The sequence below is a fragment of the Streptomyces durmitorensis genome (assembly GCF_023498005.1).
GTDB classification, from domain to species: Bacteria; Actinomycetota; Actinomycetes; order Streptomycetales; family Streptomycetaceae; genus Streptomyces; species Streptomyces durmitorensis.
This window is the reverse complement of the sequence record NZ_CP097289.1, coordinates 5,332,407-5,357,487: the sequence shown is the minus strand read 5'-3', so window position 1 is coordinate 5,357,487 and position 25,081 is coordinate 5,332,407. Positions and strand designations below refer to the sequence as shown.

At 71.4% G+C, this 25,081-nt stretch carries 20 protein-coding genes and 1 pseudogene; 12 read left to right on the top strand and 9 right to left on the bottom strand.

Annotated elements, in window-relative coordinates:
• Nucleotides 1–79: 79 nt before the first annotated feature.
• The 4 genes from M4V62_RS24130 to M4V62_RS24115 all read left to right on the top strand — a co-directional run bounded on the left by M4V62_RS24130 (nt 80) and on the right by M4V62_RS24115 (nt 5,378).
• Nucleotides 80–1,255: a flavin-containing monooxygenase gene (locus tag M4V62_RS24130; protein WP_249589308.1), complete on the top strand. Its 1,176-nt coding sequence runs from the start codon at nt 80–82 to the stop codon at nt 1,253–1,255.
• Between the two features lie 297 nt (nt 1,256–1,552).
• Nucleotides 1,553–3,778, top strand: a complete 2,226-nt coding sequence (locus M4V62_RS24125) for an acetate--CoA ligase family protein (RefSeq protein ID WP_249589307.1) — start codon at nt 1,553–1,555, stop codon at nt 3,776–3,778.
• An 85-nt stretch (nt 3,779–3,863) separates the two neighbouring features.
• The gene (locus M4V62_RS24120) at nt 3,864–4,685 is read left to right on the top strand and encodes an enoyl-CoA hydratase/isomerase family protein (protein WP_249589306.1); all 822 of its coding nucleotides are present in this window, start codon (nt 3,864–3,866) and stop codon (nt 4,683–4,685) included.
• Nucleotides 4,686–4,754: 69 nt separating this feature from the next.
• The gene (locus M4V62_RS24115) at nt 4,755–5,378 is read left to right on the top strand and encodes a flavin reductase family protein (RefSeq protein ID WP_249589305.1); all 624 of its coding nucleotides are present in this window, start codon (nt 4,755–4,757) and stop codon (nt 5,376–5,378) included.
• On the opposite strand, the gene M4V62_RS24110 is transcribed toward M4V62_RS24115, so the two are convergent.
• Nucleotides 5,371–6,741 (bottom strand): MFS transporter, encoded by a 1,371-nt coding sequence (locus M4V62_RS24110; protein ID WP_425575126.1) that lies wholly within the window; start codon nt 6,739–6,741, stop codon nt 5,371–5,373. The genes M4V62_RS24115 and M4V62_RS24110 overlap by 8 nt on opposite strands.
• Nucleotides 6,742–6,757: 16 nt before the next feature.
• On the opposite strand from M4V62_RS24110, the gene M4V62_RS24105 reads away from it, so the two are divergent.
• Nucleotides 6,758–7,795, top strand: a complete 1,038-nt coding sequence (locus tag M4V62_RS24105; protein ID WP_249589304.1) for a GlxA family transcriptional regulator — start codon at nt 6,758–6,760, stop codon at nt 7,793–7,795.
• Nucleotides 7,796–8,423: 628 nt separating this feature from the next.
• Here the strand turns inward: M4V62_RS24105 and M4V62_RS24100 are convergent.
• The 3 genes and pseudogenes from M4V62_RS24100 to M4V62_RS24090 form a co-directional block, all read right to left on the bottom strand.
• Nucleotides 8,424–9,494: a Zn-dependent alcohol dehydrogenase gene (locus M4V62_RS24100; RefSeq protein WP_249589303.1), complete on the bottom strand. Its 1,071-nt coding sequence runs from the start codon at nt 9,492–9,494 to the stop codon at nt 8,424–8,426.
• Nucleotides 9,491–10,752, bottom strand: a pseudogene (locus M4V62_RS24095) (acyl-CoA dehydrogenase family protein). The gene M4V62_RS24100 and the pseudogene M4V62_RS24095 overlap by 4 nt, the downstream one beginning before the upstream one ends.
• Nucleotides 10,753–10,763: 11 nt before the next feature.
• Entirely contained in the window at nt 10,764–11,675 is a 912-nt protein-coding gene (locus tag M4V62_RS24090; RefSeq protein ID WP_249589302.1) for an SDR family oxidoreductase, read from the bottom strand.
• A gap of 84 nt (nt 11,676–11,759) precedes the next feature.
• Between M4V62_RS24090 and M4V62_RS24085 the strand changes: the two genes are divergently transcribed.
• Nucleotides 11,760–12,722 carry a cyclase family protein gene (locus M4V62_RS24085; RefSeq protein WP_249589301.1) on the top strand — a complete coding sequence of 321 codons (963 nt, stop codon included), beginning with the start codon at nt 11,760–11,762 and terminating at the stop codon, nt 12,720–12,722.
• Nucleotides 12,723–13,101: 379 nt separating this feature from the next.
• Here the strand turns inward: M4V62_RS24085 and M4V62_RS24080 are convergent, their stop codons facing one another.
• The 3 genes from M4V62_RS24080 to M4V62_RS24070 all read right to left on the bottom strand — a co-directional run bounded on the left by M4V62_RS24080 (nt 13,102) and on the right by M4V62_RS24070 (nt 16,172).
• On the bottom strand, nt 13,102–13,629 hold the full coding sequence (locus M4V62_RS24080; RefSeq protein WP_249589300.1) for an ATP-binding protein: 528 nt from the start codon (nt 13,627–13,629) through the stop codon (nt 13,102–13,104).
• Between the two features lie 489 nt (nt 13,630–14,118).
• Nucleotides 14,119–14,994, bottom strand: coding sequence for an acyl-CoA dehydrogenase family protein (locus M4V62_RS24075; protein WP_249589299.1), 876 nt, complete (start codon nt 14,992–14,994; stop codon nt 14,119–14,121).
• Nucleotides 14,995–15,002: 8 nt separating this feature from the next.
• On the bottom strand, nt 15,003–16,172 hold the full coding sequence (locus M4V62_RS24070; RefSeq protein WP_249589298.1) for an acyl-CoA dehydrogenase family protein: 1,170 nt from the start codon (nt 16,170–16,172) through the stop codon (nt 15,003–15,005).
• A 162-nt stretch (nt 16,173–16,334) separates the two neighbouring features.
• Here M4V62_RS24070 and M4V62_RS24065 point away from each other — a divergent pair, with 162 nt between their 5' ends.
• Complete coding sequence (locus M4V62_RS24065) at nt 16,335–17,942, top strand: AMP-binding protein (protein ID WP_249589297.1); 1,608 nt, start codon at nt 16,335–16,337, stop codon at nt 17,940–17,942.
• Between the two features lie 13 nt (nt 17,943–17,955).
• Here M4V62_RS24065 and M4V62_RS24060 read toward each other — a convergent pair whose 3' ends face one another.
• Nucleotides 17,956–18,468: an EF-hand domain-containing protein gene (locus M4V62_RS24060; RefSeq protein ID WP_249589296.1), complete on the bottom strand. Its 513-nt coding sequence runs from the start codon at nt 18,466–18,468 to the stop codon at nt 17,956–17,958.
• A 424-nt stretch (nt 18,469–18,892) separates the two neighbouring features.
• Here M4V62_RS24060 and M4V62_RS24055 point away from each other — a divergent pair, with 424 nt between their 5' ends.
• The 3 genes from M4V62_RS24055 to M4V62_RS24045 all read left to right on the top strand — a co-directional run bounded on the left by M4V62_RS24055 (nt 18,893) and on the right by M4V62_RS24045 (nt 22,414).
• Nucleotides 18,893–19,342 (top strand): hypothetical protein, encoded by a 450-nt coding sequence (locus tag M4V62_RS24055; RefSeq protein WP_249589295.1) that lies wholly within the window; start codon nt 18,893–18,895, stop codon nt 19,340–19,342.
• 85 nt (nt 19,343–19,427) lie between these two features.
• The gene (locus M4V62_RS24050) at nt 19,428–20,147 is read left to right on the top strand and encodes an ABC transporter ATP-binding protein (protein ID WP_249589294.1); all 720 of its coding nucleotides are present in this window, start codon (nt 19,428–19,430) and stop codon (nt 20,145–20,147) included.
• Complete coding sequence (locus M4V62_RS24045) at nt 20,144–22,414, top strand: ABC transporter permease family protein (protein WP_249589293.1); 2,271 nt, start codon at nt 20,144–20,146, stop codon at nt 22,412–22,414. The genes M4V62_RS24050 and M4V62_RS24045 overlap by 4 nt, the downstream gene beginning before the upstream one ends.
• 54 nt (nt 22,415–22,468) lie before the next feature.
• Here M4V62_RS24045 and M4V62_RS24040 read toward each other — a convergent pair whose 3' ends face one another.
• Nucleotides 22,469–22,843 carry an STAS domain-containing protein gene (locus M4V62_RS24040; RefSeq protein WP_249589292.1) on the bottom strand — a complete coding sequence of 125 codons (375 nt, stop codon included), beginning with the start codon at nt 22,841–22,843 and terminating at the stop codon, nt 22,469–22,471.
• 308 nt (nt 22,844–23,151) lie between these two features.
• On the opposite strand from M4V62_RS24040, the gene M4V62_RS24035 reads away from it, so the two are divergent.
• Together M4V62_RS24035 and M4V62_RS24030 are read left to right on the top strand one after the other, a co-directional pair.
• Nucleotides 23,152–23,751: a sigma-70 family RNA polymerase sigma factor gene (locus tag M4V62_RS24035; RefSeq protein ID WP_249589291.1), complete on the top strand. Its 600-nt coding sequence runs from the start codon at nt 23,152–23,154 to the stop codon at nt 23,749–23,751.
• Nucleotides 23,748–25,070 carry a maleylpyruvate isomerase mycothiol-dependent enzyme family protein gene (locus tag M4V62_RS24030; RefSeq protein WP_249589290.1) on the top strand — a complete coding sequence of 441 codons (1,323 nt, stop codon included), beginning with the start codon at nt 23,748–23,750 and terminating at the stop codon, nt 25,068–25,070. Before M4V62_RS24035 ends, M4V62_RS24030 begins: the two co-directional genes overlap by 4 nt.
• The last annotated feature ends 11 nt before the right edge of the window (nt 25,071–25,081 follow it).

Here is a 25,081-nt window from a genome sequence, read left to right as displayed (position 1 = left end):
GTACACCCGTGATCAATTCGCAACCGGTTTGGGGCTTGACCGTCCCCCATCAAGTGACCACGTGATTACTCTCAGGTTCATGGCCGACACCACTCCCCCACAAACGCCACAGCAGGACCGCCCCGTGTACGTCGTCGGCGGCGGACCCGGCGGGCTCTCCGTGGCGGCCGCTCTGCGTGCGCGCGGCGTTCGCGCGGTCGTCCTCGAGAAGTCCGACCGGGTCGGCGCCTCCTGGCGCACGCACTACGACCGCCTGCGCCTGCACACGACGCGCCGCCTCTCCGCACTGCCGGGGCTCGCGATACCGCGCTCCTTCGGACGGTGGGTGTCACGTGACAACGTCCTGCGCTACCTGGAGAAGTACGCCGAGTTCCACGAACTGGAGATCGTCACCGGCGTCGAGGTCTCCCGCCTGGAGCGGTCGGCCGACGGCACCGGCTGGCTGCTGCACGCGAGCGGCGGCCGGGAGTTGACCGGCAGCGCGGTCGTGATCGCCACCGGCTACAACCACACGCCCCACCTGCCGGACTGGCCCGGCCGCGACACCTACACGGGCGAGCTCCTGCACGCGAGCTCCTACCGCGACCCGCGCCCCTACGAGGGCAAGGACGTCCTGGTCGTGGGCGTCGGCAACACCGGCGCCGAGATCGCCGTCGACCTCGTCGAGGGCGGCGCCGCGCGCGTCCGCCTTGCGGTGCGCACCGCGCCGCACATCGTCCGCCGCTCCACGGCGGGGTGGCCCGCGCAGCGCACGGGCATCCTCTGCCGCAGGCTGCCCGTCTCTCTCGTGGACCGGCTCGCGGGCCCGATCGCCAGGATCAGCGTCCCCGACCTGTCGGCGCGGGGGCTGCCCCGCCCCGGCACCGGCCTGTACTCCCGGGTCAAGGAGGGCGCGATCCCGGTGCAGGACGTCGGACTGATCGACGCGGTGCGCAAGGGCAAGGTCGAACCGGTCGCGGCCGTCGAGTCCTTCGAGGACGGCAAGGTCGTCCTTGCCGACGGCACGCTGATCGCCCCCGACGCCGTCATCGCCGCCACGGGCTACCGCCGCGCCCTGGAGCCGCTCATCGGCGACCTCGGCGTACTCGACGCGAAGGGCGCCCCCGTCGTCCGCGGCGCCCGCACCCCAAAGTCGGCCCCCGGCCTCTACTTCACCGGGTTCACGAACCCCATCAGCGGAATGCTGCGCGAGATGGCGCGGGACGCGGAGAAGATCGCGAAGGCGGTGGCGAGGACACTGAGCGCGGGCCACTGACAAGGCCGAGCGAAGTCCGCCGCGGCCAGGAAAGTGCCCCGAAGGGGCGCGGGGAACTGCGCGACCAGCCACGACGGCCCCGCAGACACCCAACGACCTTCACAGGGCGCCCCGTTGGCCGGTACTACCCCCTTCCGGAATCCCGCCCCCCGGAAGGGGGAGTAACGCCCCACGGCACCTGGGTACCGCTAAAGGGTCGCCCCACTCTTTGCGTGCAGCACTGTTCCTGACACAGCGTCAGTTAAGTAATCTGACTATGCGTCAGTTGCATTCCTTCACCCAGGAGCGGGCGGACCGATGCTTGGATCGACATACGGCACCTTCACCACCGACCCCCGCCGCGCGCGTGTCGTGGCCTGCGGCGAAGCCCCGGCACCCGCCGTCCACGGACGGGCCGCCACCGCGGACGACCTGGACGTGAGCGGTCGCCCCCTGCACGCCGAAGTACCTGATCTGGACCGGTTCTTCCGCCCCGAGTCCGTCGCCGTCATCGGCGCGTCGGACGCCGAGGGGCGGCCGAACACCGGCATCACGCGGCAGCTCATGGACTGGGCCGAGCGAGTCGGCGCCCGGCTGCATCCCGTGCACCCCACCCGGCAGTCCGTCTTCGGCACACCCTGCTTCCCCTCCGTCGCGGACCTGCCGGAACAGGTCGATCTGGCCGTACTGCTCGTCAGTGACCCCCTTCCCCTGATCGAGGAACTCGCCGAGTCCAAGGTGAAGTTCGCCGTCGCGTTCGCCTCCGGCTTCGCCGAGACCGGCGAGGAGGGCGCGGCCGCACAGGCCCGCCTGGCCGCCGCCGTGGAGCGCTCGGGGCTGCGGCTGCTCGGGCCCAACACCAACCTCAACGCCTTCGAGAAGTTCCGCGACGACCTCGAAGGACCGGCGATCGCCCTGATCACCCAGTCCGGCCACCAGGGCCGCCCCGTCTTCACGATGCAGGAGATCGGCGTACGCCTCTCGCACTGGGCGCCCACCGGCAACGAAGCCGACCTGGAGACCTCCGACTTCATCTCCTACTTCGCCGAGCGCCCCGAGGTCGGCGCCATCGCCTGCTACGTCGAGGGCCTCAAGGACGGCCGCTCCTTCCTGCTCGCCGCCGACCGCGCCGCCCAGCGCGGCGTGCCCGTCGTCGCGGTCAAGGTCGGCCGCACCGAGACCGGCGCCCGCATGGCCGCCTCACATACCGGCAAGCTCACCGGCGCCGACACGGTCGTCGACGCGGCGATGCGGCAGTACGGCGTGATCCGCGTGGACGGGCTCGACGAACTCCAGGACACGTCCGCCCTGTTGGCGCGCGCAAGGCCGCCGCGGGCCGAGGGCGTCGTCGTCTATTCGATCTCGGGCGGCACGGGCGCGCACTTCTCGGACCTGGCGACCGAGGCGGGGCTGCCGCTGCCCGCCCTCTCGGACGCCAAGCAGGCTCAGCTGCACCAGTGGATACCGGACTACCTGAACGTCGCCAACCCCGTCGACAACGGCGGCCACCCGGTGGGCGACTGGCGCGGCCGCAAAATCATCGACGCGATCCTCGACGACCCGGAGGTGGGGGTGCTGATCTGTCCCATCACCGGACCCTTCCCGCCGATGAGCGACAAGCTGGCGCAGGACCTGGTGGACGCGGCGGAGCAGACGGACAAGCTGGTGTGCGTGGTGTGGGGCTCGCCCGTGGGCACCGAGGATGCCTACCGCACGACGCTGCTCGGCTCCTCGCGCGTCGCCACCTTCCGCACCTTCGCCAACTGCATCACGGCGGTGCGCGCCTATCTGGACCACCACCGGTTCACGACCCGCTACCGCTCCCCCTTCGCCGATGCACCGCGCACGGCCTCGCCCTCCTTCCGCAAGGCCCAGGCCCTGATGCGGTCCGGTCAGCAGCTGAGCGAGCACGCGGCGAAGCAGCTGCTGCGCGCGTACGGGATTCGCGTACCGCGCGAGCAGTTGGTGACCAGTGCGGCGGCTGCCGTGCGGGCGGCGGGGCTCGTCGGCTACCCGGTGGTGATGAAGGCGTCCGGGGCGCACCTTGCCCACAAGAGTGAACTGGGCCTGGTGAAGATCGGCCTGACCTCGGCCAGCCAGGTCCGCGACGCCTATCGGGAGCTGACCGACATCGCGCGCTACGAAGGGATCGCGCTGGACGGCGTACTCGTCTGCCAGATGGTGGAGCGGGGCGTCGAGATGGTGGTCGGGGTCACCCAGGACGAGCTGTTCGGACCGACGGTGACCGTCGGGCTCGGGGGTGTCCTCGTCGAGGTGCTGCGGGACGTGGCCGTGCGGGTGCCGCCCTTCGGGGAGGACCAGGCGTTGACGATGCTCTCTGAGCTGCGCGGAAGGCCGTTGCTCGACGGGGTCCGTGGGGCGCCCCCCGCCGACATCGATGCGCTCGTCGAAGTCGTCTTGCGGGTACAGAGGATGGCCCTTGAGCTTGGCGATGAGCTGGCGGAGCTGGATATCAACCCCCTGATGGTGTTGCCGCGGGGGCAGGGGGCTGTCGCGCTGGACGCCTTGGCCGTCTGCCGGTGAGTTGGTTCTCAGGACGCCGCTTCGTGGCGAGTCCTTCCCGCCCACCCACCCGAATACCCCGCAGCGAAATGGAGTCCGTACCCCCATGACACCCTCCCCCGAAGCCGGAACTGATCCCCTCGACTCATTGGTACTCCACACCACTGACAACGCCGTCTCGTGGATCACCCTCAACCGCCCCGAAGCCATGAACGCCGTCACCTGGGACCAGCGCGAACGCGTCATCTCGCTCCTCGCCGCCGCCTCCGCGGACCCCGCCGTCCGCGCCGTCGTCATCACCGCCACCGGCAAGGGCTTCTGCGCGGGCGCCGACCTGCGCGGAGCGCCGAGCACCGCCGAGCGCGTGCCCGGTGACGTGGCTCGCACGATCAGGCTCGGTGCCCAGCGCCTCATCGCTGCCGTCCTCGACTGCGAGAAGCCGGTGATCGCCGCGGTGAACGGGACCGCGGCCGGGATCGGCGCCCATCTCGCGTTCGCCTGCGATCTCGTCATCGCCGCCGAACAGGCCAAGTTCATCGAGGTGTTCGTGCGCCGCGGCCTGGTGCCCGACGGCGGCGGTGCCTATCTGCTGCCCCGGCTCATCGGGCCGCAGCGGGCCAAGGAGCTGATGTTCTTCGGGGATTCCGTGCCGGCTGCGGACGCCGAACGGCTCGGGCTCGTCAACCGCGTCGTACCCGCCGGCGAACTGGAGAAGACGGCCCGCGCCTGGGCGGAGCGCCTCGCGGCAGGGCCGACCCGCGCCATCGCCATGACCAAGCAACTGGTCAACGCCGCCCTCGAATCGGACCGCGCGACGGCCTTCGCCGCCGAGGCCGCGGCGCAGGAGATCAACATGACGACGGCCGACGCGAACGAGGGCGTGGCCAGCTTCGTGGAGCGCCGTTCACCTTCGTACGAGGGCCGCTGAGGCGTACGCCGATGGGCCGCGTCCCCGCCCTTCCAATCTGACGAACCGTCAGCTTCAATGGCTGATGTGATGGGACATGCAGGAATGGCGGCCACCGCCCTCCGATACCTCAGGTCGGTCGGCGAACCGACCACCACAGGCCCGGTCGAAGCCCTGCCGCGCCCGCAGCTGCGGGCCGTCGGCGAGGACGAGCGTGCGCCGCTCGACGCGGGCGAATTCCGGCGCGTACTGGGGAACTTCGCGACCGGCGTGACCGTGATCACGGCACCGGCGTGCGAAGGCGAGCCGGGCCCGGCCGGGTTCGCCTGCCAGTCCTTCTCCTCGCTCTCCCTCGACCCGCCCCTCGTTTCGTTCATGGTCGCGCGTACGTCGACGACGTGGCCGCGCATCGCGCGCGCGGGCGTCTTCTGCGTCAACGTCCTGGGCGCCGACCAGGGCGCGCTCTGCCGAGGCTTCGCGGTGAGCGGCGCCGACAAGTTCGCCGGGGTGGTCTACGACGCCGCGCCCGTCACCGGCTCGCCCCGCCTGACCGGCGTACCGGCTTGGATCGACTGCACGATCCAGGCGGTGCACACCGGGGGCGACCACTTGATCGTGGTCGGCCGGGTGGACGCCCTCGGCGCCACCGACGACGGCGATCCGCTCCTGTTCCACCGGGGCACGTTCGGCAGGTTCGACACGTCCGCTACGTGAGCGCGGACGCCACCACCTTCTCCTCGCCCGTCCGCCGGATGACCAGGGCCATCAGCGCGGCCGCCGCGCACAGCGCCCCCGAGGCTACCCACATCACGTCGTACGTCCCGAACTTGTCCCGCGCGACGCCGCCGATGACGGCCACGAGCGCGGCACCCACCTGGTGCGATGCGAGCACCCAGCCGAAGACGATGGCGCTGTCCTCGCCGTACTGCTCGCGGCACAGGGCCAGGGTCGGCGGCACGGTCGCCACCCAGTCGAGGCCGTAGAAGACGATGAAGAAGATCATCGACGGGTGCACGGTCGACGTGAGCAGCAGCGGCAGGAAGAGCAGCGAGACGCCGCGCAGCGCGTAGTACACGGCGAGCAGCCGCCGCGCGTCGAAGCGGTCCGTGAACCAGCCGGACGCGATCGTGCCCACGATGTCGAAGACGCCGATGACGGCGAGCAGCGACGCGGCCGCCGGGACCGGCATGCCCTCGTCGTGCGCGGCGGGCACGAAGTGCGTCTGGATCAGGCCGTTCGTCGAGGCGCCGCAGATGGCGAAGGTCCCGGCGAGCAGCCAGAACGGTCCGGTGCGGGCCGCCTTGAACAGCACGGTGACCGCACGCCGCGCGGCCCCCGTGGCGGGCGGCGGCTTCTCCACGAACTCCTCGGATCCGTACGGCTTCAGACCCACGTCCGCCGGATGGTCGCGCAGCAGCAGCCACACGAACGGGACGACGACGAGCGCCGCCAGGGCGACGGTCACCGCGGCGGGCCGCCACTCGTAGGCCTCCACCATCCAGGCGAGCACCGGCAGGAAGATCAGCTGCCCGGAGGCTGAGGCCGCGGTCAGGATGCCGGTGACGAGTCCGCGCCGCGTGGTGAACCACCGGTTGGTGACGGTGGCGGCGAAGGCGAGCGCCATGGACCCCGAGCCGAGCCCGACGAGCAGCCCCCAGCACAGCAGTAGCTGCCAGGCGGACTCCATCCACACGGTGAGCCCGGACCCGAGCGCGATCACGACGAGAGCGACCGCCACCACCCGCCGGATGCCGAAGCGGTCCATCAGCGCGGCGGCGAACGGCGCGGTGAGCCCGTACAGCGCGAGGTTGATAGAGACCGCGAGGCCGATCGTGCCGCGCGACCAGTCGAACTCCTCGTGCAGCGGGTCGATGAGCAGGCCCGGCAGGGAGCGGAACGCCGCCGCGCCGATGATCGTCACGAAGGTCACGGCGGCGACGAACCATGCCCGGTGGATACGGTGCCGCGGTCGCGGCACCTCCACGAGGGCTTCGACCGGCTGATTCACGTCTGTCTGGTTCACGACAACAGCATCCGGCCCTTGCCGCGCCCGATCGAGTGGCCCAAAGGACAGCATTAGCTAGAATCGGGCCATGGCAGCCCCCGCGACCGACACCTCCAGGCCCGCCCGGACCACCGGGACCACGCGCCACCGAGTGGTGGTCCTGGCCCTGGACGGCGTCATCCCCTTCGAGCTCGGCATCCCGCAGCGGATCTTCGGCCGCGCGCGCACGGCCGGCCACGAGCCCCTGTACGAAGTCGTCACGGCGTCCATCCGGCCCCCGGGCCCGGTGCGCACCGACGCCGACTTCGCGATCCTCGTGGAGAACGGCCCGGAGTGCCTGGCCGACGCCGACACGGTCGTGGTCCCGGCATCGTACGAACTGGGTCCGGTCTACGAGGAAGGCCGCCTGACCCCCGACCTCGCGGCGGCCCTCGCCCACATCAAGCCGGGCACACGCCTGATCTCCATCTGCACGGGCGGGTACGTCCTGGCCGCCGCGGGCTACCTCGACGGCCGCACCGCGACGACGCACTGGTCGTCGGCGGAGCACTTCCAGCGTCTCTTCCCGCGGATCACGGTGGACCCGGACGTCCTGTTCATCGACGACGGAGACGTCCTGACGTCGGCGGGCGTGGCGGCGGGCCTCGACCTCTGCCTCCATGTCGTACGCGGCGACCACGGGTCGGCGGTCGCCAACGAGGTCGCCCGCCGTACGGTGGTGCCGCCGCACCGGGACGGCGGCCAGGCGCAGTACATCCAACGCCCGGTCCCGGAACCGCAGTTGGCGACGACGACATCGGCGCGTGCGTGGGCGCTCGGTCACCTCCACGAGCCGATCCAGCTGCGCGACATGGCGGATCAGGAATCCATGTCCGTACGCACCTTCACGCGCCGTTTCCGTGAGGAGGCGGGGGTCAGCCCCGGGCAGTGGCTGGCGCGGCAGCGGGTCGAGCGGGCCCGCCACCTTCTGGAGTCCAGCGACCTGTCCGTCGACCAGGTCGCCCGTGACGCCGGCTTCGGCACGGCCCAGTCCATGCGGGCGCACTTGCAGGCGGCCCTGGGCGTGACCCCCACGGCCTACCGCCGAACGTTCCGCGAAGGCGTGCCCGCCGGGCCTGCGCGGTAACCCTCTCCCCCCGCATCCACTCACCCCCGAACAAGCCTCTCCCACCCACCCGCCCGTAACCCCGCATCCGCCCCTTGCCGAACAGGCCTTTCCCGCCCACCCGCCCGATTGCCCCGTGGTGACAAGGGGTGGGTGGGTGAACGACACAGGCGGGGGTGGGTGGCGTGGGGATCTGTGCTGTGGGGCTGGGCATGGACGTGTTGCAAACCGGGGTGCCGGCGTGGACGCGTTGCAAACCGGGGTGCCGACGTCGACGTGTTGCAAACCCGGGTGCCGGCGTCGACGTGTCGCGAACCCGGGTGCCGGCGTCGACGTGTCGCGAACCCGGGTGCCGGCGTGGGTGGTTCGCTCAGGTGGGGGCGGGCCCCGGCCGGGGAGGTCGGCCCTCACGTACCCGCAGTCGGGAGCGCTCGTGAGGGGACGTGCCGGTATGTCCGCCCGGAGCACGGTTCGCGGCGCTCCAGCAGCGAAGCAACCGCTCGGCCACCGGACGATAGCGAGGACGGACATACCGGCGCGGCCCCGCCCCACAGACGGACCAACACCGCACCGGCACCGGCACCGGCACCGGCACCCGCACCCGCACCCGCACCCGCACCCGCCAGGCAGGCAGGCAGGCAGGCAGGACTCAGAACGTCAACACCCCCCGCGCCACCCGCCCCGCCTCCGCATCCCCCACCGCCTTCGCGAAGTCCTCCACCGGGTACGTCTCCGTCACCAATTCGTCGAGCAGCAGCCGCCCCTCCCGGTACAGCTCCGCGTACAGCGCGAAGTCCCGCTGCGGCCGCGCCGAACCGTAGCGGCAGCCCAGGATCGACTTGTCCAGGAACAGGGACGAGACCAGGAACGACGCCTCGGCCGTGGCCGGCGGCACGCCGAGCAGCACCGCCTGCCCATGCCGGTCAAGGAGGTCGATCGCCTGGCGGATCAGCTCGACCCGGCCCACGCACTCGAAGACGTGGTCCGCCCCCGTCGGCAGAAGCTCCCGCACACCCTCAGCCTCCGCCGACGAGAAGAAGTGCGTGGCCCCGAACTGCCGCGCCACCCCCTCCTTCTCAGGGTTCGCATCCACGGCCACGATCCGCGTCGCCCCGCCGATCCTCGCCCCCTGCAACACGTTGAGCCCGATCCCCCCGGTCCCGATCACCACCACGCTGTCCCCGCGGTCCACCTTCGCGCGGTTCAAGGCGGCACCGACCCCCGTCACCACCCCGCATCCGATCAACGCCGCCGACGTCAGCGGAATGTCCTCCGGGATCTTCACGGCCTGCACGGCCTTCACCACCGTGCGTTCCGCGAAGGCGGAGTTCGCCGCGAACTGATGGATCGGCCTACCGCCCCGCGAGAACGGCTGCTCCGGCATCCCGATCGCGCGCCGGCACATCGTCGGCCGCCCCCGGTTGCACTCCCCGCAGGTCCCGCAGCTGGCGATGGTCGAAAGCGCCACGTGATCCCCGACCCCCACATGCGTCACCCCCGCACCGACGGCCTCCACCACCCCCGCCCCTTCATGCCCGAGCACCACCGGCGAAGGGAAGGGAATGGTCCCGTCGATCACCGAGAGGTCGCTGTGGCACAGCCCCGCGGCCTTGATCCCGACCAGCACCTCCCCCGGCCCCGGATCCCGTATCTCAAGGTCGTCGACGACCTCGACCCTGCTCCCCTCGGCCCTGCTCCTGTCGAAAACGACACCCCTCATCGCGCCTCCCTCGGCAGGCCGAGCACACGCTCGGCGATGATGTTCCGCTGAATCTCGTCCGAGCCGCCGTAGATGGTGTCGGCCCGCGTGAAGAGGAAGAGCCGCTGCAGGGCGTCCAGTTCGTACGGAGCGCTCTCGCTCCAGTCCCCGGGGCCGACGGCACCCACGGCCCCCCGCACCCCCATGGCCAGCTCCCCCAGCCGCTGATGCCACCCGCCCCACAGCAGCTTGGCCACACTCGGCGCGCCCACGCCGTCACCCGAACCACCCGAACTGCCCGAGCCTCCCGAACTTCCCAACGTACGCAGCGCGTTCCACCGCATGACCCGCAACTCCGCCCACTGGCGTACGAGCCGATCCCGCAGCACGGGATCCTCGACGGCCCCACGCTCGACCGCCTCCCGCACAACGCCCCCCAGCTCCTCCGCGAACCCGATCTGCTGCACGAGCGTGGAGACCCCCCGCTCGAACCCGAGCAGCCCCATGGCCACGCGCCACCCGTTGCCGACGCCGCCCACCACGTGCGAGGCACGCGCGACCGCCCCGTCGAAGAAGACTTCGTTGAACTCGCTCGTGCCCGTCAACTGCCGTATGGGCCGCACCTCGACACGCCCTGGCTGGTCCATCGGGACCAGCAGGAAGGAGATTCCCCGGTGCCCGACGGACCCCGCCTCGGTCCGCGCAAGCACAAAGCACCAGTCCGCCTCATGGGCCAGCGAAGTCCAGATCTTCTGCCCGGTAACCCGGTACGCGTCACCCTCCCGCACCGCCACCGTCCGCAGCCCCGCCAGGTCCGACCCGGCCCCGGGCTCGCTGTACCCCTGGCACCACAGCGTCTCCCCGCGTGCGATGGGCGGCAGGAACTCGTCCCGCTGCTCCTGTGTGCCGTGAGCCAGGAGCGTGGGGGCCAGCAGGTTCTCGCCGATGTGGCCGTAGCGTCCGGGGGCCCGTGCCCGCGCGTACTCCTCGGCCCACACGACCTGCTGGGTCAGAGTCGCCCGCCGATTCCCGTACTCCCCCGAGCCCGCACCCGAACCCAGACCCGCACCCGAATCAACACCCCCTCCCACCCGATCCCGATCCACCCACCCCGCCCCAACTCCCGCTCCCAGGCCCGCCGTTCCCCCGCCCCCTCGTGCTCACTCCCAGGCCCGCCCCGCCCCACCGCACCGGCGAACACCCCCGCCAGATGCTCGCCGAGCCAGGAGCGCGCCTCCGCGCGGAACTCCTCGTCCTCAGGGCCGAATCCGAACTCCACCGCCCCGCCGCCTACGCGTTCGGCCGGTCTTTGGCGGCGGCGGCCTTCGCCATCGCCTCCAGCTGCGCCAGCATCGGCATCGGGTCGACCCCCACCGTCCCCGGCAGGAAGTCGGCGATCTTCTCCGGGGTCCAGCCGCCCTCGACGTACCCGGCCCGCAGCTCACGCGGCTGCGCCCACACGGCGATCTTCGGGCCCGCGACCGTGTAGACCTGCCCGGTGATCCTCTCCTCCCGCGCCCGGTCGCTCAGCAGATACGTGACCAGCGCGGCCACGTCCTCCGGCTCCCCGATCTCCTTCAGCTCCATGGGCACGTTCGCCGACATCCGCGTCCGCGCGACGGGCGCGACCGCGTTCGCCGTCACCCCGTACTTGTTCAGGCCGAGGGCCGCGCTGCGCACCAGCGAGATGATCCCGCCCTTGGCCGCGCTGTAGTTGGCCTGCGCGACCGACCCCTGGTGGTTGCCGCTGGTGAAGCCGATCAGCGTGCCCGTGCCCTGCTTGCGCATGACCGCCGATGCGGCACGGAAGACGGTGAACGTGCCCTTCAGGTGCGTGGCGAGAACCGGGTCCCACTCCTGCTCGGACATGTTGAAGAGCATCCGCTCGCGCAGGATCCCGGCGACGCACACGACGCCGTCGATGCGTCCGTACTCCGCGAGCGCGACGTCCACGATCCGCTGCCCGCCCGCCATGGTCGAGATGTCGTCGGCCACGGCGACGGCCTCGCCGCCCGCCGCCTGGATCTCCTTGACCACGCCGTCGGCTATCTCACTGGTCGGTTCGACACCCTCCATGGAGACGCCGTAGTCGTTCACGATCACCTTCGCGCCCTCGGCTGCGGCGGCCAGCGCGACCGCCCTGCCGATGCCGCGCCCGGCACCGGTCACGGCAACCACCTTGCCTGCCAAGAAGTTCCCCACGTCCGGCCCCTTCCCGCGGTTTCTGACGGACCGTTATATTCTATGACCCGTCAGATACCCAAAGACAAGCCCCGGGGAGGACCCATGTCAGACTCGGCAACCACAGACACCACCACCCCCTCCGCCCTGCCGCCCGAGTTCCACGACATCGCCAAACGCGTGAACAACTGGGGCCGTTGGGGCCCGGACGACGAGATCGGCACGCTCAACCTCATCACCGACGAGGTCGTACGCGAGGCCGCCGCCGGCATCCGCACCGGCCGCCGCATCCCGCTCGCCCTGCCCCTCAAGGAGGACGGCGTCCAGACGGGCCTGATACCCGGCAGGATCAACCCCCTCCACACGATGGTGCAGATCAACCAGGAGCTCTTCGGCCCCGGCACGGTCGCCACCAGCGACGACGCGGTCACCATGGGCCTGCAGACGGCCACCCACTGGGACGCGCTGACCCACGCCGCGCACTCGGGGAAGATCTACAACGGCCGCCCGGCGGACAGCATCACCGCCCACACCGGCGCCCGGTTCAGCGGCATCGACAAGGTGCCGCACCTCGTCTCGCGCGGCGTCCTGCTCGACGTCGCCCGCGCCAAGGGCGTCGACCGACTGCCCGGCGACCACGCGGTCACCCCCGAAGACCTCGCGGAGGCCGAGGAGTTCGCGGGGCTCACCGTCCGCGCCGGCGACATCGTCCTCGTACGCACCGGGCAGATCCAGACCTACCTGGCGGGCGACAAGCACGCGTACGGCTATCCGTCCCCCGGCCTCTCGATCCGCACCCCGGAGTGGTTCCACGCGCGCGATGTCGCGGCGGTCGCCAACGACACCCTGACCTTCGAGATCTTCCCGCCCGAGATCGAGAACCTCTGGCTGCCCGTACACGCGCTCGACCTGGTCGAGATGGGGATGCTGCAGGGTCAGAACTGGAATCTGGAAAAGTTGTCCACAGCCTGTGCAGAAGTTTCCCGCTACAGCTTCCTGCTCTCCGCGATGCCCGAGCCGTTCATCGGCGGCACCGGAACACCCGTGGCCCCGGTCGCGATTCTGTGAGTCCCGCCCCACACACCCTGTGAGCCTTCGGATGGCGGCGCCCCGGCTCCCGCCCCGAGCGCGTTGCCGCACGCGCCGCCATCCGGCTCCGGCGCGCAAGTCCTGCCTTCCACGGCCACGAAGGGACCGGCGCCGACTGGCGACCCACATCTCGTCGAGGACCGGGCCACGGGCCGCAGGCCACGGACCACCGTCCCTCGACGTCCCCTCGCGGCGAATCGCTGCACACAAGCGTGATCAATCGGACACGTTACGTCAACACCCGTCCGGTGATTAATGAATTATGCCGCTTTTGTTCGGACCGCGCACGGCCGCGCATCGTGGCATGTGACGGCGCATGCGGGCGCCCACCACGGACAAGTGACGTTCAGAGGCTTCGTCAGACCGCTTCGTACGCGACGTCTTCGTACGTCGTCCCCTCGAACGCGACCGCCGAGACCCCCGGCTCGCACCGGTCCACCTCGCACCAGATGCTCTTGCCCGCGCCCTCGGTCTGCCAGCCCCAGCGATCGGCGAGGCCGTCGACGAGTTCGAGGCCCCGGCCGTTGGTCGCGTCACCGTCCGCGTGCCGTTGCTTCGGCGGACATGCGCTGGCATCGGCGACCTCGACGCGCACCGTCCCGGGGCCCGCTCCCGCGGCTCCCGCAGCGCCCGAGGAGCCCGAAGCGTCCGCGGCCTTCTCGGCGACGTCGGGGGCGTCCGGGAGCCGCATGCGCAGGACAGCCGGACAGCCCGTGTGCACCACCGCGTTGGTGACCAGCTCCGAGATCAAGAGGATCAGCGTCTCGGCCAGTGGCTCATCCACCCCTATCCCGGAACAGGCGAGCCGCGAACGCGCCCACCTTCGGGCCCGCCCCACCTCCGCGGGGTCAGGCCTGACCTCCAGCTGAACTTGAAGCACCTGCACCGCTCACACCATCCGAACCGGCGGACACATCGCCTCGCGACTCCACAGGGTCACGGAACGTGATCCCCTTGAGAGACAGCATGGTTGACGTTCAGTCACCCCAACAAGCGCTTCAGGCATATTCCAGCGCGAAGGAGTACGCGTGCGGCATACTGTGCGACGCGCGCTGCGGGGGGTCGAACAGGCGGGCATACAGCCCCCTCCTGCACTGCGAACGGCACGCATTGCCGGGCCCGGCGCCGCCTCAGGGGCAACACCGGCATGGCTCGACCTCAGAACCACTCGCATCTCACACAAGGTACCGGAGCGGAAGCCCGACTCCATGCCGTGACGAGTCACGCCTAGGACACAACCCGATATCGACGCTCAGTAGCCTCCCCCCACTTCGGGGACCCGGCAAGTCGATCACTCTCCGCGCATCCGCCCCAGGGCAATTCCCCCGCCCCAGGGACCCCAAAGGCCCCACGGACCCCGCCGAGCCCCACAGGCTCACAGCGCCGCAGCCAGCTCCTCCTCCGCGCGAGCCGCCGACCGCCCGAGTCCTTCCCGCACCCAGGCCCGCTTCAGATGCAGATGCACATCGGCTTCCCAGGTGAACCCCATTCCGCCGTGCACCTGAAGACAGTCCCGCGCGTTGCGCACCGCCGCCTCGTCGGCGAGCAGCTTGGCGCCCGCGATCTCCGCACCGTCACCGGTGACGGACGCGGCGTACACGGCGGCGCGGGCGACCTCGGCGCGGACGAGCATCTGCGCGCAGAGGTGCTTGACGGCCTGGAAGGCCCCGATGGCCTGCCCGAATTGCGTACGTTCACGGGCATAACGGACGGCCATCTCGCAGGTCTTCCCCGCGCTGCCGAGCTGCTCCGCTGCGATCAGCAGGTCACCCTCCGCGTCCGCCGCCCCGCCCTCACCACCGTCGCCGGGCACCCGATGCAGCGGCGTCAGCGGATCGACGGACCGCAGCGGAACAGCCCCGGACACATCCCCCCGCACCACGTCCGCCTCCTCCAGCCAGGGCACGAGCCCGCCCGAGGCAGCCGTCACCACGGTCGTCCCCTGCGCCGCGCCCGCGACTTCCCCCGCCGCGAGGAACGTCGCCACCAGCGGCCCGGGAAGCAGCGCACGCCCCGCCTCCTCGAAGGCCAACACGGCCTCCGCAAGCCCCAGTCCGACCCCGCCCTCCGCCTCCGGCACCCGCAGCGAGAAGAACCCGGCGTCCCCGAGCTCCCGCCACAGGGCCCGGTCCAGCGAAGGGGGCCCGGAGTCCGCCGCGCCCCGCAGCGCGGCTCCGTCGAACCTCCCTTCCAGGATCTCCCGCACCCCGTCCCGCAACGCCCGCTGGTCCTCGGTCAGTTGGAAGTCCATGCGCCCCCTCACCGCCCCTTCGGGAGGCCGAGTATCCGCTCGGCCACGATGTTCTGCTGGATCTGCGAGGTCCCTGCGGCGATCGTGTACGAGAGCGAGGAGAGCCGGTCCAGGGTCCACTCGTGGCCCAGGTCGAGCGCGCCCGCGGGCCCGAGGACCTCGCCCGCGGCCTCGTACAGCTCCTGGCGGGCGTGCGAGTACCGCAGCTTGAAGACGGACCCGCCGACCCCCGGCACTCCGCTCCCCGCCCGCTGCGACTCGCTGACGTTCCACTGCGTGAGCCGCCACAGCGCCCCGAACTCGGCGCTCAGCCTGCCGAGCCTGCGCCGCAGCACCGCGTCGTCCCAGCGGCCGTTCTTGCGGGCCTCGCGCGCGAGATCGCCCAGGACCCGCCGGCAGGCGACGACCTCCCCCACGAAGGCCGTGCCGCGCTCGTACGACAGGGTCACCATCGTCACGCGCCAGCCGTCGTTCTCCGCGCCGACGCGGTTGGCGACCGGCACCCGCACCTCGTCGAGGAACACCTCGGCGAACTCGGTCGATCCCGCGAGCGTGCGCAGCGGACGGACCGTGATCCCCGGGGCGTCCATCGGCATCGCGAGCCACGAGATGCCGCGGTGCTTGGGCACGTCATCGCTGACCGGGGTCGTCCGCACGAGGAGCTCGCACCAGTCGGCGACCTCGGCGTGCGAGGTCCAGATCTTGGAGCCGCTCACCACGTAGTCGTCGCCGTCGCGCCACGCGCGCGTGCGCAGCGACGCGAGGTCGGAGCCCGCGTCCGGCTCGCTGAACCCCTGGCACCACACCTCGTCGCCGCGCAGGACCGGCGGCAGCCATCGGGCGCGCTGCTCGGCCGTCCCCTCGGACGCGATGGTCGGCCCCGCGTGCAGGAGGCCGACGAAGTTCGCCCCCACGTAGGGCGCGCCCGCCTTCTCCGTCTCCTCCAGGAAGATGAGGTGCTGGGTGGGGGTGGCTCCCCGCCCGCCCGCGTCCACGGGCCAGTGCAGCCCCGCGTACCCGGCGTCGTACAGCCTGCGCTGCCACCCCATGTCGTACGCGCGGCGCCCCGGCCAGTCCAACGGGTCGGGGCGCGGTGGGAGTTGGGGAAGTGTCCGGGCCAGCCACTCCCGCAGGCCCGCCCGGAAGGATTCCTCCTCCTGCGTGTACGTGAGGTCCACGTCCGTCTCCTCCGGTCGTCTCTCCGGCCCTTCCGGCATACCTGATGGCCCGTCAGATAGCAGCAGGCTATCCCCGCACCTCTGGACCGACAAGGCGGTGAGGCTTACGCTCTCGGCACGATCTGACTCACCGTCAGTTCAGGGCCGTCCAGAGGGGATCGCATGAGGACCTCGGAGAACGAGACCGCGTACGAGCTGGGAGCGTCCCGCACCCTCTGGGAGCTCATCGAGCGCCGCGCCGCGCTCACCCCCGACGCGCCCGTCCTCATCCAGGCCGCGCCCGACGCCGCCGACGACAGGACGCTGACCTTCGGGGAACTGCGCGACCGCTCCGAGCGCGTGGCCGCCGGGCTCTACGGGATGGGCGTGCGCCCCGGCACGGTCGTCGCCTGGCAGCTGCCCACCCGCATCGAGACCGCCCTGCTCTCCTTCGCGCTCGCCCGCATCGGCGCGGTCCAGTCACCGGTCATCCCCTTCTACCGCGACCGCGAAGTCGGCTTCGCGCTGCGGGAGTCGAAGGCGGAGTTCTTCGCCGTGCCCGGGGTGTGGCGCGGCTTCGACCACGCGGAGATGGCCGAACGGCTGGGCGCCCGGGGCATCTTCGAGGCGTACGCGTACGACGACCTGCCGGACGGCGATCCCTCCGTGCTGCCCGCGCCGCCCTCCGACGGCACTTCCGTGCGCTGGATCTACTGGACGTCGGGCACGACGTCCGACCCCAAGGGCGTGCTGCACACGGACCGTTCACTGATCGCGGGCGGCTCCTGCCTCGCGCACGCGCTGCACCTCTCGGCGGACGACGTCGGCTCGATGGCGTTCCCCTTCGCGCACATCGCGGGCCCCGACTACACGGTGATGCTGCTCCTGTACGGCTTCCCCGCGGTGATGTTCGAGCAGTTCGCGCTGCCGGACGCGCTGGCGGGCTACCGGCGGCACGGCGTGACGGTGGCGGGCGGGTCGACCGCGTTCTACTCGATGTTCCTCGCCGAGCAGCGCAAGCTGGCGCCCGGCGAGAAGGTCATCCCCACCCTGCGCCTCCTCGCGGGGGGCGGGGCGCCGAAGCCGCCGGAGATCTATCACGCGGTCGTACGCGAAATGGGCTGCCAGCTCACCCACGGCTACGGCATGACCGAGGTGCCGATGATCACCATGGGCGCGCCGGACGACACCGCCGAGAACCTGGCGACGACGGAGGGGCTGCCGCCGGAGGGCATGGAGATCCGGGTCACGGACGCCGAGGGCAAGGAGGTGCCCGCCGGGGTCGACGGCGAGGTGCGGCTGCGCGGGGAGGCGGTCTGCCAGGGGTACTTGACTCGTTCTACCGGGGGTAGCCCCCCAGACCCCCACAAACAGAGTGCGGGGGTCTTCGACGCGGACGGCTTCCTGATCACGGGGGACCTGGGGCACGTACGGACGACGGGCCATCTGGTCCTGACCGGCCGGGCCAAGGACATCATCATCCGCAAGGGCGAGAACATCTCCGCGAAGGAGATCGAGGACCTGCTCCACCGGCATCCGGCCGTGGGGGACACGGCGGTGATCGGCCTGCCCGACCCCGAACGGGGCGAGCGGGTCTGCGCGGTGATCGAGCAGCGGCCGGGGGCCCACGACGCCCTGACGCTCAAGGCCGTGACCGCGTATCTGCGCGGGGAAGGACTCTCCACCCACAAGCTGCCGGAGCAACTGGAGCTGGTGGAGGCCCTCCCCCGCAACGAGACGCTGCGCAAGGTGCTCAAGTACAAGCTGCGGGAGCGCTTCACGCAGGGCTAGCGCACGGACGTGCTCACTCGGGAACGGTGAAGTACGCCGCGAACGCCGCGACGATCTCCTCCTCCGTGACCCGCCCGTCCCCGTCGGTGTCCAGCGAGCCGCCCGCGGCGCTCGCGATGTCCGCGGGGACGCCGAGGGCCTTGAGCACGCGCTCGACCTCCTGCGGGCTGACCGATCCGTCGCCGTCGCCGTCCGCGACGGCGATCACGGCGTCCAGGAACGGCCGCGCGATCTCGGCGAACCGGGCCGGGTTGTCCCGCAGCCGCTTCACCGCGCCGCCCACGAACTCCGGCTTGGTGATCCGCTGGTCGCCGTCACGGTCGGCGATCCCGGCCATGCCCTGCCAGAAGGCCTCGGCCCCGATGTAGAGGGCCTGCCCCTTCTCGGAGCGTGCCGTCGCGCCGAACTCGGTGAGCAGGGCGGCGGCCGCCGTGCTGAAGTCCTCGCGGGAGATGTAGCCGTTGCCATCCTGGTCGAAGGTGACGAAACGGGCCGCGATCTTACGCTCGTACTCGGCACTGTCCATGGTGTTCGGGCCGCCTCACTTCTGCGGTTGGGTGCGTGTGCACAGGGGGTTCCCTGGGTGTCTCTGGCAGCGAGCGTACGTGTTCGGCGACCGCCCGGAGGCGGGAAGCCGACGCTTGTGCCAAGACCGGAACAAGAGAGGTTGTACCAGGAGCCGATCCTTGGTGATCTTTTGGGTCTCCCTTGACCTCTCCTCACGCACCGTAGATGGCTGCGCTTTCACGCGACTGCGCTCCGTGATCCAAACCTCCCGAGTGACATGATCAAGTCAAAGATCATTTACGTACGCGCAAAGCGAACACACAGTGAGCCGCACCCGACAGTCCGTGCGCACGAAATCCCAACTGGTCCTGTCGTACCGGGGTGTTACGTTCCTGCCTCCCTTGATCAAACAAGGGGCGACCAACAAAAACGGGAGAACACAAATGAATCGGAAGCTGGCCGTCGGCGCCCTCGCGGCAGGGCTCTTTCTGACGGGTGCGGGGACCGCTTTCGCCACCGCGAGCGGGGGCAACGGGGATGTCGAGGCGACCGCCTCGTGGCACAAGATCCCGACGCTGTCGAGCAGCGGCGTCAAGTTCAAGAACGGCTACTACAAGTTCGAGGCGCCGGGCGCCAACCACGGTGCCTTCCACTGGAAGGGCGACCTTCAGGACACCTCCGCCGGGGACGGCCACAACGTCTACGTGCAGGTGAAGGTCGAGGGGTACGACTGGAACCGGTTCAACGGCAAGCAGAAGCGGACCGTCCACAAGGACAAGCTCGTGTACGACGGCGCCGCCCGCTACACCAGCGACGCCTGGATACGCGCCTGCCGTGACCGGGGCTCCTTCCACCCGGACAACTGCTCGGTGACCAAGCACTACAAGCGGTAGTCACCACCGGCACCAAGCGGCAGCCCTGACCAGCTGCCACGCATGCACGCCGGGCCCGGGCCCCCGCCCCGGGCCCTTCGCCTTCTTGGGGGAAGCGATCAGTACGCCGATCAATACGCCGATCAGTACGTCAGAAGTCCTCAGCGCCACGGGAGTCGACCTCTCCTACGGCTCCACTCCCGCCGTCCGCGACGCCCATCTGACCCTGGCGCGCGGCGAGGTCGCGGCGATCACCGGGGCCAGCGGCTCCGGGAAGTCCTCGCTCCTGTACTGCCTCGCCGGTGTGCTGCCGGCCGCGCGCGGTGAGGTGCGGTTCGAGGGACAGGCGTACGGCGAGCTCGACGACGAGGGCATCAGCGCGCTGCGCCGCGAGCGCTTCGGCTTCGTCTTCCAGTACGGCGAGCTGCTCCCCGAGCTGACCATCGAGGAGAACACCGCGCTGCCGCTGCGCCTGGCGGGACAGCGCAAGCGCCCCGCGCTCAAGGCCGCGGCCGAGGTCCTTGACCGGCTCGGGATCGCCGACCTGCGCGAGCGGCGACCCTCGCAGGTGTCGGGCGGGCAGAGCCAGCGTGTCGCCGTGGCGCGGGCCCTGGTGCACCGCCCTGCCGTCGTCTTCGCCGACGAGCCGACCGGGTCCCTGGACAGCGCCAACGCCGCCACCGTCCTCAAGGAGTTCCTCGGCCTCGCCCGCTCGCAGGGCACCGCCGTCCTCCTGGTCACGCACGACGCGAACGTCGCTGCCCAGGCCGACCGCAACTACACGATGGCCGACGGTGTCCTCACCGCGAAGGGCGCGTCCGCATGAGCGAGTTCCTGCTCGGCCTGCGGCTCCTGTTCGGCTCCGGGCGCGGCACCCGCGTACGTTTCCTCCTGATGACCCTCGGCGGCTCCCTCGGGGTGTGCTGCCTCGCGCTCGTCCTGACGATCCCTTCGATCCTGGACGCCCACGACGGCCGGGCCGCCGACCGCGACCCGCAGGTCCACGCCGGCAAGAGGTCCGGGCAGCCCACCCTCGTCCTGGAGCGCTCCGACCCGCACGGCTCGAAGCCGTTCAGCCGCGTCTTCGTCGCCCGGGGCAAGGACGCCGACAGCGTGCAGCCGCCGCCCGGTCTGGGCGAACTGCCCGCTCCCGGCGAGGTGTTCGTCTCCCCCGCGCTGCACGACCAGCTCCGCCGCGAGCCCGGCCTCAAGGGGCTGCTCCCCGGCGAGGAGAAGGGCCTGATCGGCCCCTCGGGCCTGACCGACCCGAACGAGCTGTACGCCTACGTAGGCGCCACCCGGGACCAACTCGGCGACGACGCACGCGCGCTGAAGAGCTTCGGCTCCGAGCACCCGCCCACCACCGCCGTCGAGAAGTCCACCCTCGACATCCTGCGCTTCACCCTCGCCGCCCTCGTGCTGCTGCCGCTCGGCGTCTTCCTCTCGGTCTGCGCCAAGCTCTCCGCCGCCAGCCGCAACCGGCGCCTCGCGGCCCTGCGCCTGCTGGGTCTGAGCGCCAAGGGCACACAGCGCGTGAACGCCGCGGAGACCGTCGTCGCCGCGTTCCTGGGGGCGCTGCTCGGTCTCGCCGAGTTCTGGCTCCTGAACCAGATCATGGCGAGGACCGGGCTTCCCGGCCTCAAGTGGTACCCGGCGGACGGAGCGCTCTCCGCGTCCACCATCGCCGTCTGCCTGATCGGCTGCACCGCGCTCTCCTGGTTCGTGGGCCGGGCGAGCGCCCGCGCCGCGGCCACCAATCCGCTGAGCACCCGGCGCACCGCGGCTCCGCGCGCGCCCCGCGTCTGGGGCGGCCTCATGCTCGTCACCGGGCTCGGCATCGTCATCGGCTACTGCGCGACCGGCCTCACCGACAACCCCGCGCAGAGCACCGGCATCAACTCCCTCCTGGTGCCCGGCGGGGTGCTGCTCACCGGGCTCGGCCTGGTGACGGTCATGCCGCTGCTCTCGTACGGCATCGCCAGGCGCCTGGCCCGCTCCGGGCATCTGGCCCTGAGCCTGGCCATGCGGCGCAACGAGGTCGAGCCGGGCAGCGCGATGCGTGTCGTGACGGGACTCGTGCTCCTCGTGTTCTCGGCGTCGCTCGCACAGGGCGTGCTGGTGGAGGAGCAGCAGATCACCCGGTCCGACTCACCCGTGCAGGAGTACGGCCTGCGGCTCTCGCAGCTCAGCGCGGACCAGCAGGGGAAGCTGCGGGAGATTCCCGGGGTGCGGGCGGACGCGATCGTGATGGATCCGCACACCGACCCCACCAAGGAGGGCGGCGACTGGCAGGCCCCCGCCCTGGTCGCCACCTGCGCCCAGCTCGCCCGTCTCGTCGAGCACTCGGCGGGCTGCGAGGAGGGCAAGGTCCTGCGGCTCCAGGACCCGAACGTGTCCGAGTCGCCCCTCAAGACCTCGACGTACGTGATGAAGCAGGGCGACAAGCGCACCTCCCTGAAGGTCGATGTGCCCGACGCCGCCGTGCTGTTCGACGGGTACGACGTCACCAACCTGCCCAGCCCCGGCCTCCTCGTGCCGCCCTCCGAGCTCCCCGCGCACGCCGTGCCCGCCGCGGCCACGCTCGTCCTGGTGAGCAGCTCGGACCCCGGCACCGTGCGCGACGTACTCGACCGCATCGGCGCCGTCGCGCCCACCGCGGAGGTCGACCCCGCGGGCATCAACATCGACGGCCTCCAGCAGATCACCGTCATCGAGACGCTGCTCGCGCTCGGCATGGTGATGGGCCTGGTCATCGGCGTCGCGGCGTTCCTCGTCTCCGTCACCGACCGGGCCGTGGAGCGCCGCCCCCAGGTCACCGCGCTCTCCTTGATCGGCGCACGGGCCCGCACCCTGCGCCTCGTGCAGTGCACGCAGGTGGTGCTTCCGCTGGCCGTGGGCCTGGTGCTCGCGCTCGTCGCGGGGAAGCTCGCGGAGTCCGCCTATCTGGTCACCGGCGGCGGCGAGATCTTCTGGGACGGGGCCGGGGTTCCGCTGCTGGTGGCGGCCATGGCCGGGGTGCTCGTCCTCGCCGTCCTGGGGACGCTGCCGCTGGTGGGGCGGCGCATCGACCCGGAGCTGATCCGGCGGGACTGAGGCGTGGGGAGCGTCATGGGGTGGCGCTTCACGGAGTACGTGCGCGGGGCGGGGTCACGCGGAGAGCGGGACCGCCTCGTCGTCCACCGCCGCCGCCACGTCCGGGAAGACCTCGAAGAGCCTGCGTACGCCGAGGGCCGCAAGGACGCGGTTCACGTGGGAGCCGTCCTCGGCGCCCTTGGCGGGCAGTATCAGACGCAGGCGTCCCTGGCAGGAGCGGAAGAGGCGCCGCGTCGCGATGAGCACGCCGACGCCGCTGGAGTCGCAGAAGAGCACGTCGGAGAGGTCGAGGACAAGGCTGTGGCGGCCGTCGGCCACCGCGTCGTGCACGCGCTGGCGCACGACGGGCGAGGTCACGAGGTCCATCTCGCCGGACACCCGCAGCACGGCCCAGCCGTCCTGCTCGTCCACGGCCACCTGCAGCGTCACTCGCACGCCTCTCGCTCGCTGATACCGCTCGCTCGTCGTAGCTCGCCGATGCGGAAGCCTTCCCTACGCTTCCTAGGTTCGCGGCTGCCCCACCTGTTCTCCATGAAACACCAGGAACACCGGTCCCTATCACCCGAGGCCAGGTGCTGGCGCACTTTGCCGTAAAGGGAGTGCGTTGTCGGTGGTGGCGACTACATTCGATGGAGGGTTTCGATCGGGACGCGCAGTTCGGGCACGCGTCGCTCGGGACGAGCAGGTCGGACGAGTTGTCGGCACGAGCAAGGAACGGCACGCGCAGAGGGGGCCGCATGGCGAAGGACGCGCCGCGTCGCTGGGACCGTCGCATGCAGCAGCGCCTCGCACACGGGGAGGCCGCCGCGCTCGGCGAGCTGTACGACCGCTTCGCCTCGCTCGTGCACGGCCTCGCCCACCGCGTGCTCGGCGACGAGGACGCCGCCGACCGGATCACCCGCGAGGTCTTCGCCCACATATGGGAGAACCCCGACGCGTACGACCCCAAGCAGGGCCCCCTGCGCTCCTGGGTCGCCACGCTCACCCACCAGCAGGCCGTCCGGCGGCTGCGCCAGACCGAGTCCGCCGCCCTGGCCCGCGGCGGCGAGGGCACCATGGAGGACCTGGAGCGCAAGGTGCGCCGCGCCTCCGCCGCCGCCCGCGCTGACTACATCGTCACGGCCATGCCCGCCCCGCTGCGCGCCGCCCTTGAGCTCGCCTACTTCCAGCGCCGGGACTACCGCCAGACGGCCGCCGACCTCGGCGTGACGGAGGACGAGGCGCGGCGCCGCCTGCGCCTGGGCCTCCAGCTGCTGTCCACGGCGAACGACGCGGCGGGACCGGCGGAGCCGCACCCCTCACCGGGCCCGCACCCCGGTTACGGGAGAGCGCTGTGAAGGGGCCCGACCGGCAAGAACCGTTCGAGGAACCGGACCGCCCCGAGAGCGAGAGCGACGGCGACGGCGCCGGTGCGCAGGACCGGGGCGAGCAGAAGGACTCCCGCCGGCCGCCCCGCATACCGATGCCACGCACCTCCATAGAGGACACCGGCAACCCCTTGCCGGATCTGCCCTTCGCGCTCGACCACCGCGTCCTGAAGTCCCTCCTCGGGGCCTGGGCGCTCGCCGCCTGCTCGGTCGACGAAGCCATCGCCGTCGAGGAGCACCTGGGCCACTGCGGCCCCTGCGCGGAAGAGGCCCTGCGGCTGCGCGACGCGGTCGGCCTGCTGCATCAGGAGGAGAGCCTCGACCTCGACCCGGGCCTGCGGGGCCGCGTCATCGAGAGCTGCCTCGGCCGCCGCCCGCCGCGCATCCCGGTGCCCGAGTGGGCCGTTCCGTACGACGCGGAGACCGCGCGGCTCGACGCCCTGCTCCGGGACATCGGCGAGTCGGAGTGGCACGCCCCGGTGCGCCTGCGCTGGTTCGACGAGGACAACCCCGTCAGCCGCAAGACGACGGTGGCCGGAGTGATCGCCCATCTCCTCGCGGTCGACGGCCTGGTCGCCCTTGCCCTCGGTCTCGACGACCCGCTGGGCAGGGAGACACCGCCGCAGTCCGACCCGGGCCGGCGCACCGAGGCGTACTGGCGCGCTTCGTACTTCCCGCCCACCCGCGCGGTGCGCGGCCCCTGGCGCGAGCAGACCCACGAGCTGATCCGCACGGTGTCCTTCACGGCGGGTGGTGCGTACGGCTCCGGCTCGGGCGGCCTCACCGTCCCGTACAGCGCCCCGGACGACCAGGGCCGCCGCGTCGAGCTGCCGCTGCGGGACTCGATGGTGGACCGCGCCTTCGAGTGCTGGATCCACGCGGGCGACATCGCGGAGGCGGTGGACTATCCCTATGAACCGCCGTCCCCGCGCCATCTGCACCGCATGATCGACCTCGCCGCCCGGCTGCTCCCCGGCACGCTCGCCGAGCGCCGCCGCTCGGGGCGCGCCGCCCCGTCGCGCGGCCTGGTGGCGGCGGGCGCCCCTGGCCGGAGCCTGCGCCTTGAGGTCGAGGGCATGGGCGGCGGCGAATGGTTCATCCCGCTCGACTCCCCCGGCGCGAGCGCGTCGGCGGACCGTGAGGTGGCCCATGTCGCACTGGACGGCGTCGAGTTCTGCCGCCTGGCCGCGGGCCACGTGTCGCCGGAGGAGGCGGCAGCGGGCCAGGTCGGCGACCGCGAGGCGATCAGGGACGTGCTGTTCGCGGCGGCGTCACTGAGCAGGATGTGACCTTCGCTCAA

What these genes read in the sequence shown, in the direction of transcription:
- M4V62_RS24130 (WP_249589308.1), top strand. Translation starts at nt 80, where the DNA reads ATGGCCGACACCACTCCCCCACAAACGCCACAGCAGGACCGCCCCGTG.
- M4V62_RS24125 (WP_249589307.1), top strand. Translation starts at nt 1,553, where the DNA reads ATGCTTGGATCGACATACGGCACCTTCACCACCGACCCCCGCCGCGCG.
- M4V62_RS24120 (WP_249589306.1), top strand. Translation starts at nt 3,864, where the DNA reads ATGACACCCTCCCCCGAAGCCGGAACTGATCCCCTCGACTCATTGGTA.
- M4V62_RS24115 (WP_249589305.1), top strand. Translation starts at nt 4,755, where the DNA reads ATGGGACATGCAGGAATGGCGGCCACCGCCCTCCGATACCTCAGGTCG.
- M4V62_RS24110 (WP_425575126.1), bottom strand. Translation starts at nt 6,741, where the DNA reads ATGCTGTCCTTTGGGCCACTCGATCGGGCGCGGCAAGGGCCGGATGCT.
- M4V62_RS24105 (WP_249589304.1), top strand. Translation starts at nt 6,758, where the DNA reads ATGGCAGCCCCCGCGACCGACACCTCCAGGCCCGCCCGGACCACCGGG.
- M4V62_RS24100 (WP_249589303.1), bottom strand. Translation starts at nt 9,494, where the DNA reads ATGAGGGGTGTCGTTTTCGACAGGAGCAGGGCCGAGGGGAGCAGGGTC.
- M4V62_RS24085 (WP_249589301.1), top strand. Translation starts at nt 11,760, where the DNA reads ATGTCAGACTCGGCAACCACAGACACCACCACCCCCTCCGCCCTGCCG.
- M4V62_RS24075 (WP_249589299.1), bottom strand. Translation starts at nt 14,994, where the DNA reads ATGGACTTCCAACTGACCGAGGACCAGCGGGCGTTGCGGGACGGGGTG.
- M4V62_RS24065 (WP_249589297.1), top strand. Translation starts at nt 16,335, where the DNA reads ATGAGGACCTCGGAGAACGAGACCGCGTACGAGCTGGGAGCGTCCCGC.
- M4V62_RS24060 (WP_249589296.1), bottom strand. Translation starts at nt 18,468, where the DNA reads ATGGACAGTGCCGAGTACGAGCGTAAGATCGCGGCCCGTTTCGTCACC.
- M4V62_RS24055 (WP_249589295.1), top strand. Translation starts at nt 18,893, where the DNA reads ATGAATCGGAAGCTGGCCGTCGGCGCCCTCGCGGCAGGGCTCTTTCTG.
- M4V62_RS24045 (WP_249589293.1), top strand. Translation starts at nt 20,144, where the DNA reads ATGAGCGAGTTCCTGCTCGGCCTGCGGCTCCTGTTCGGCTCCGGGCGC.
- M4V62_RS24035 (WP_249589291.1), top strand. Translation starts at nt 23,152, where the DNA reads ATGGCGAAGGACGCGCCGCGTCGCTGGGACCGTCGCATGCAGCAGCGC.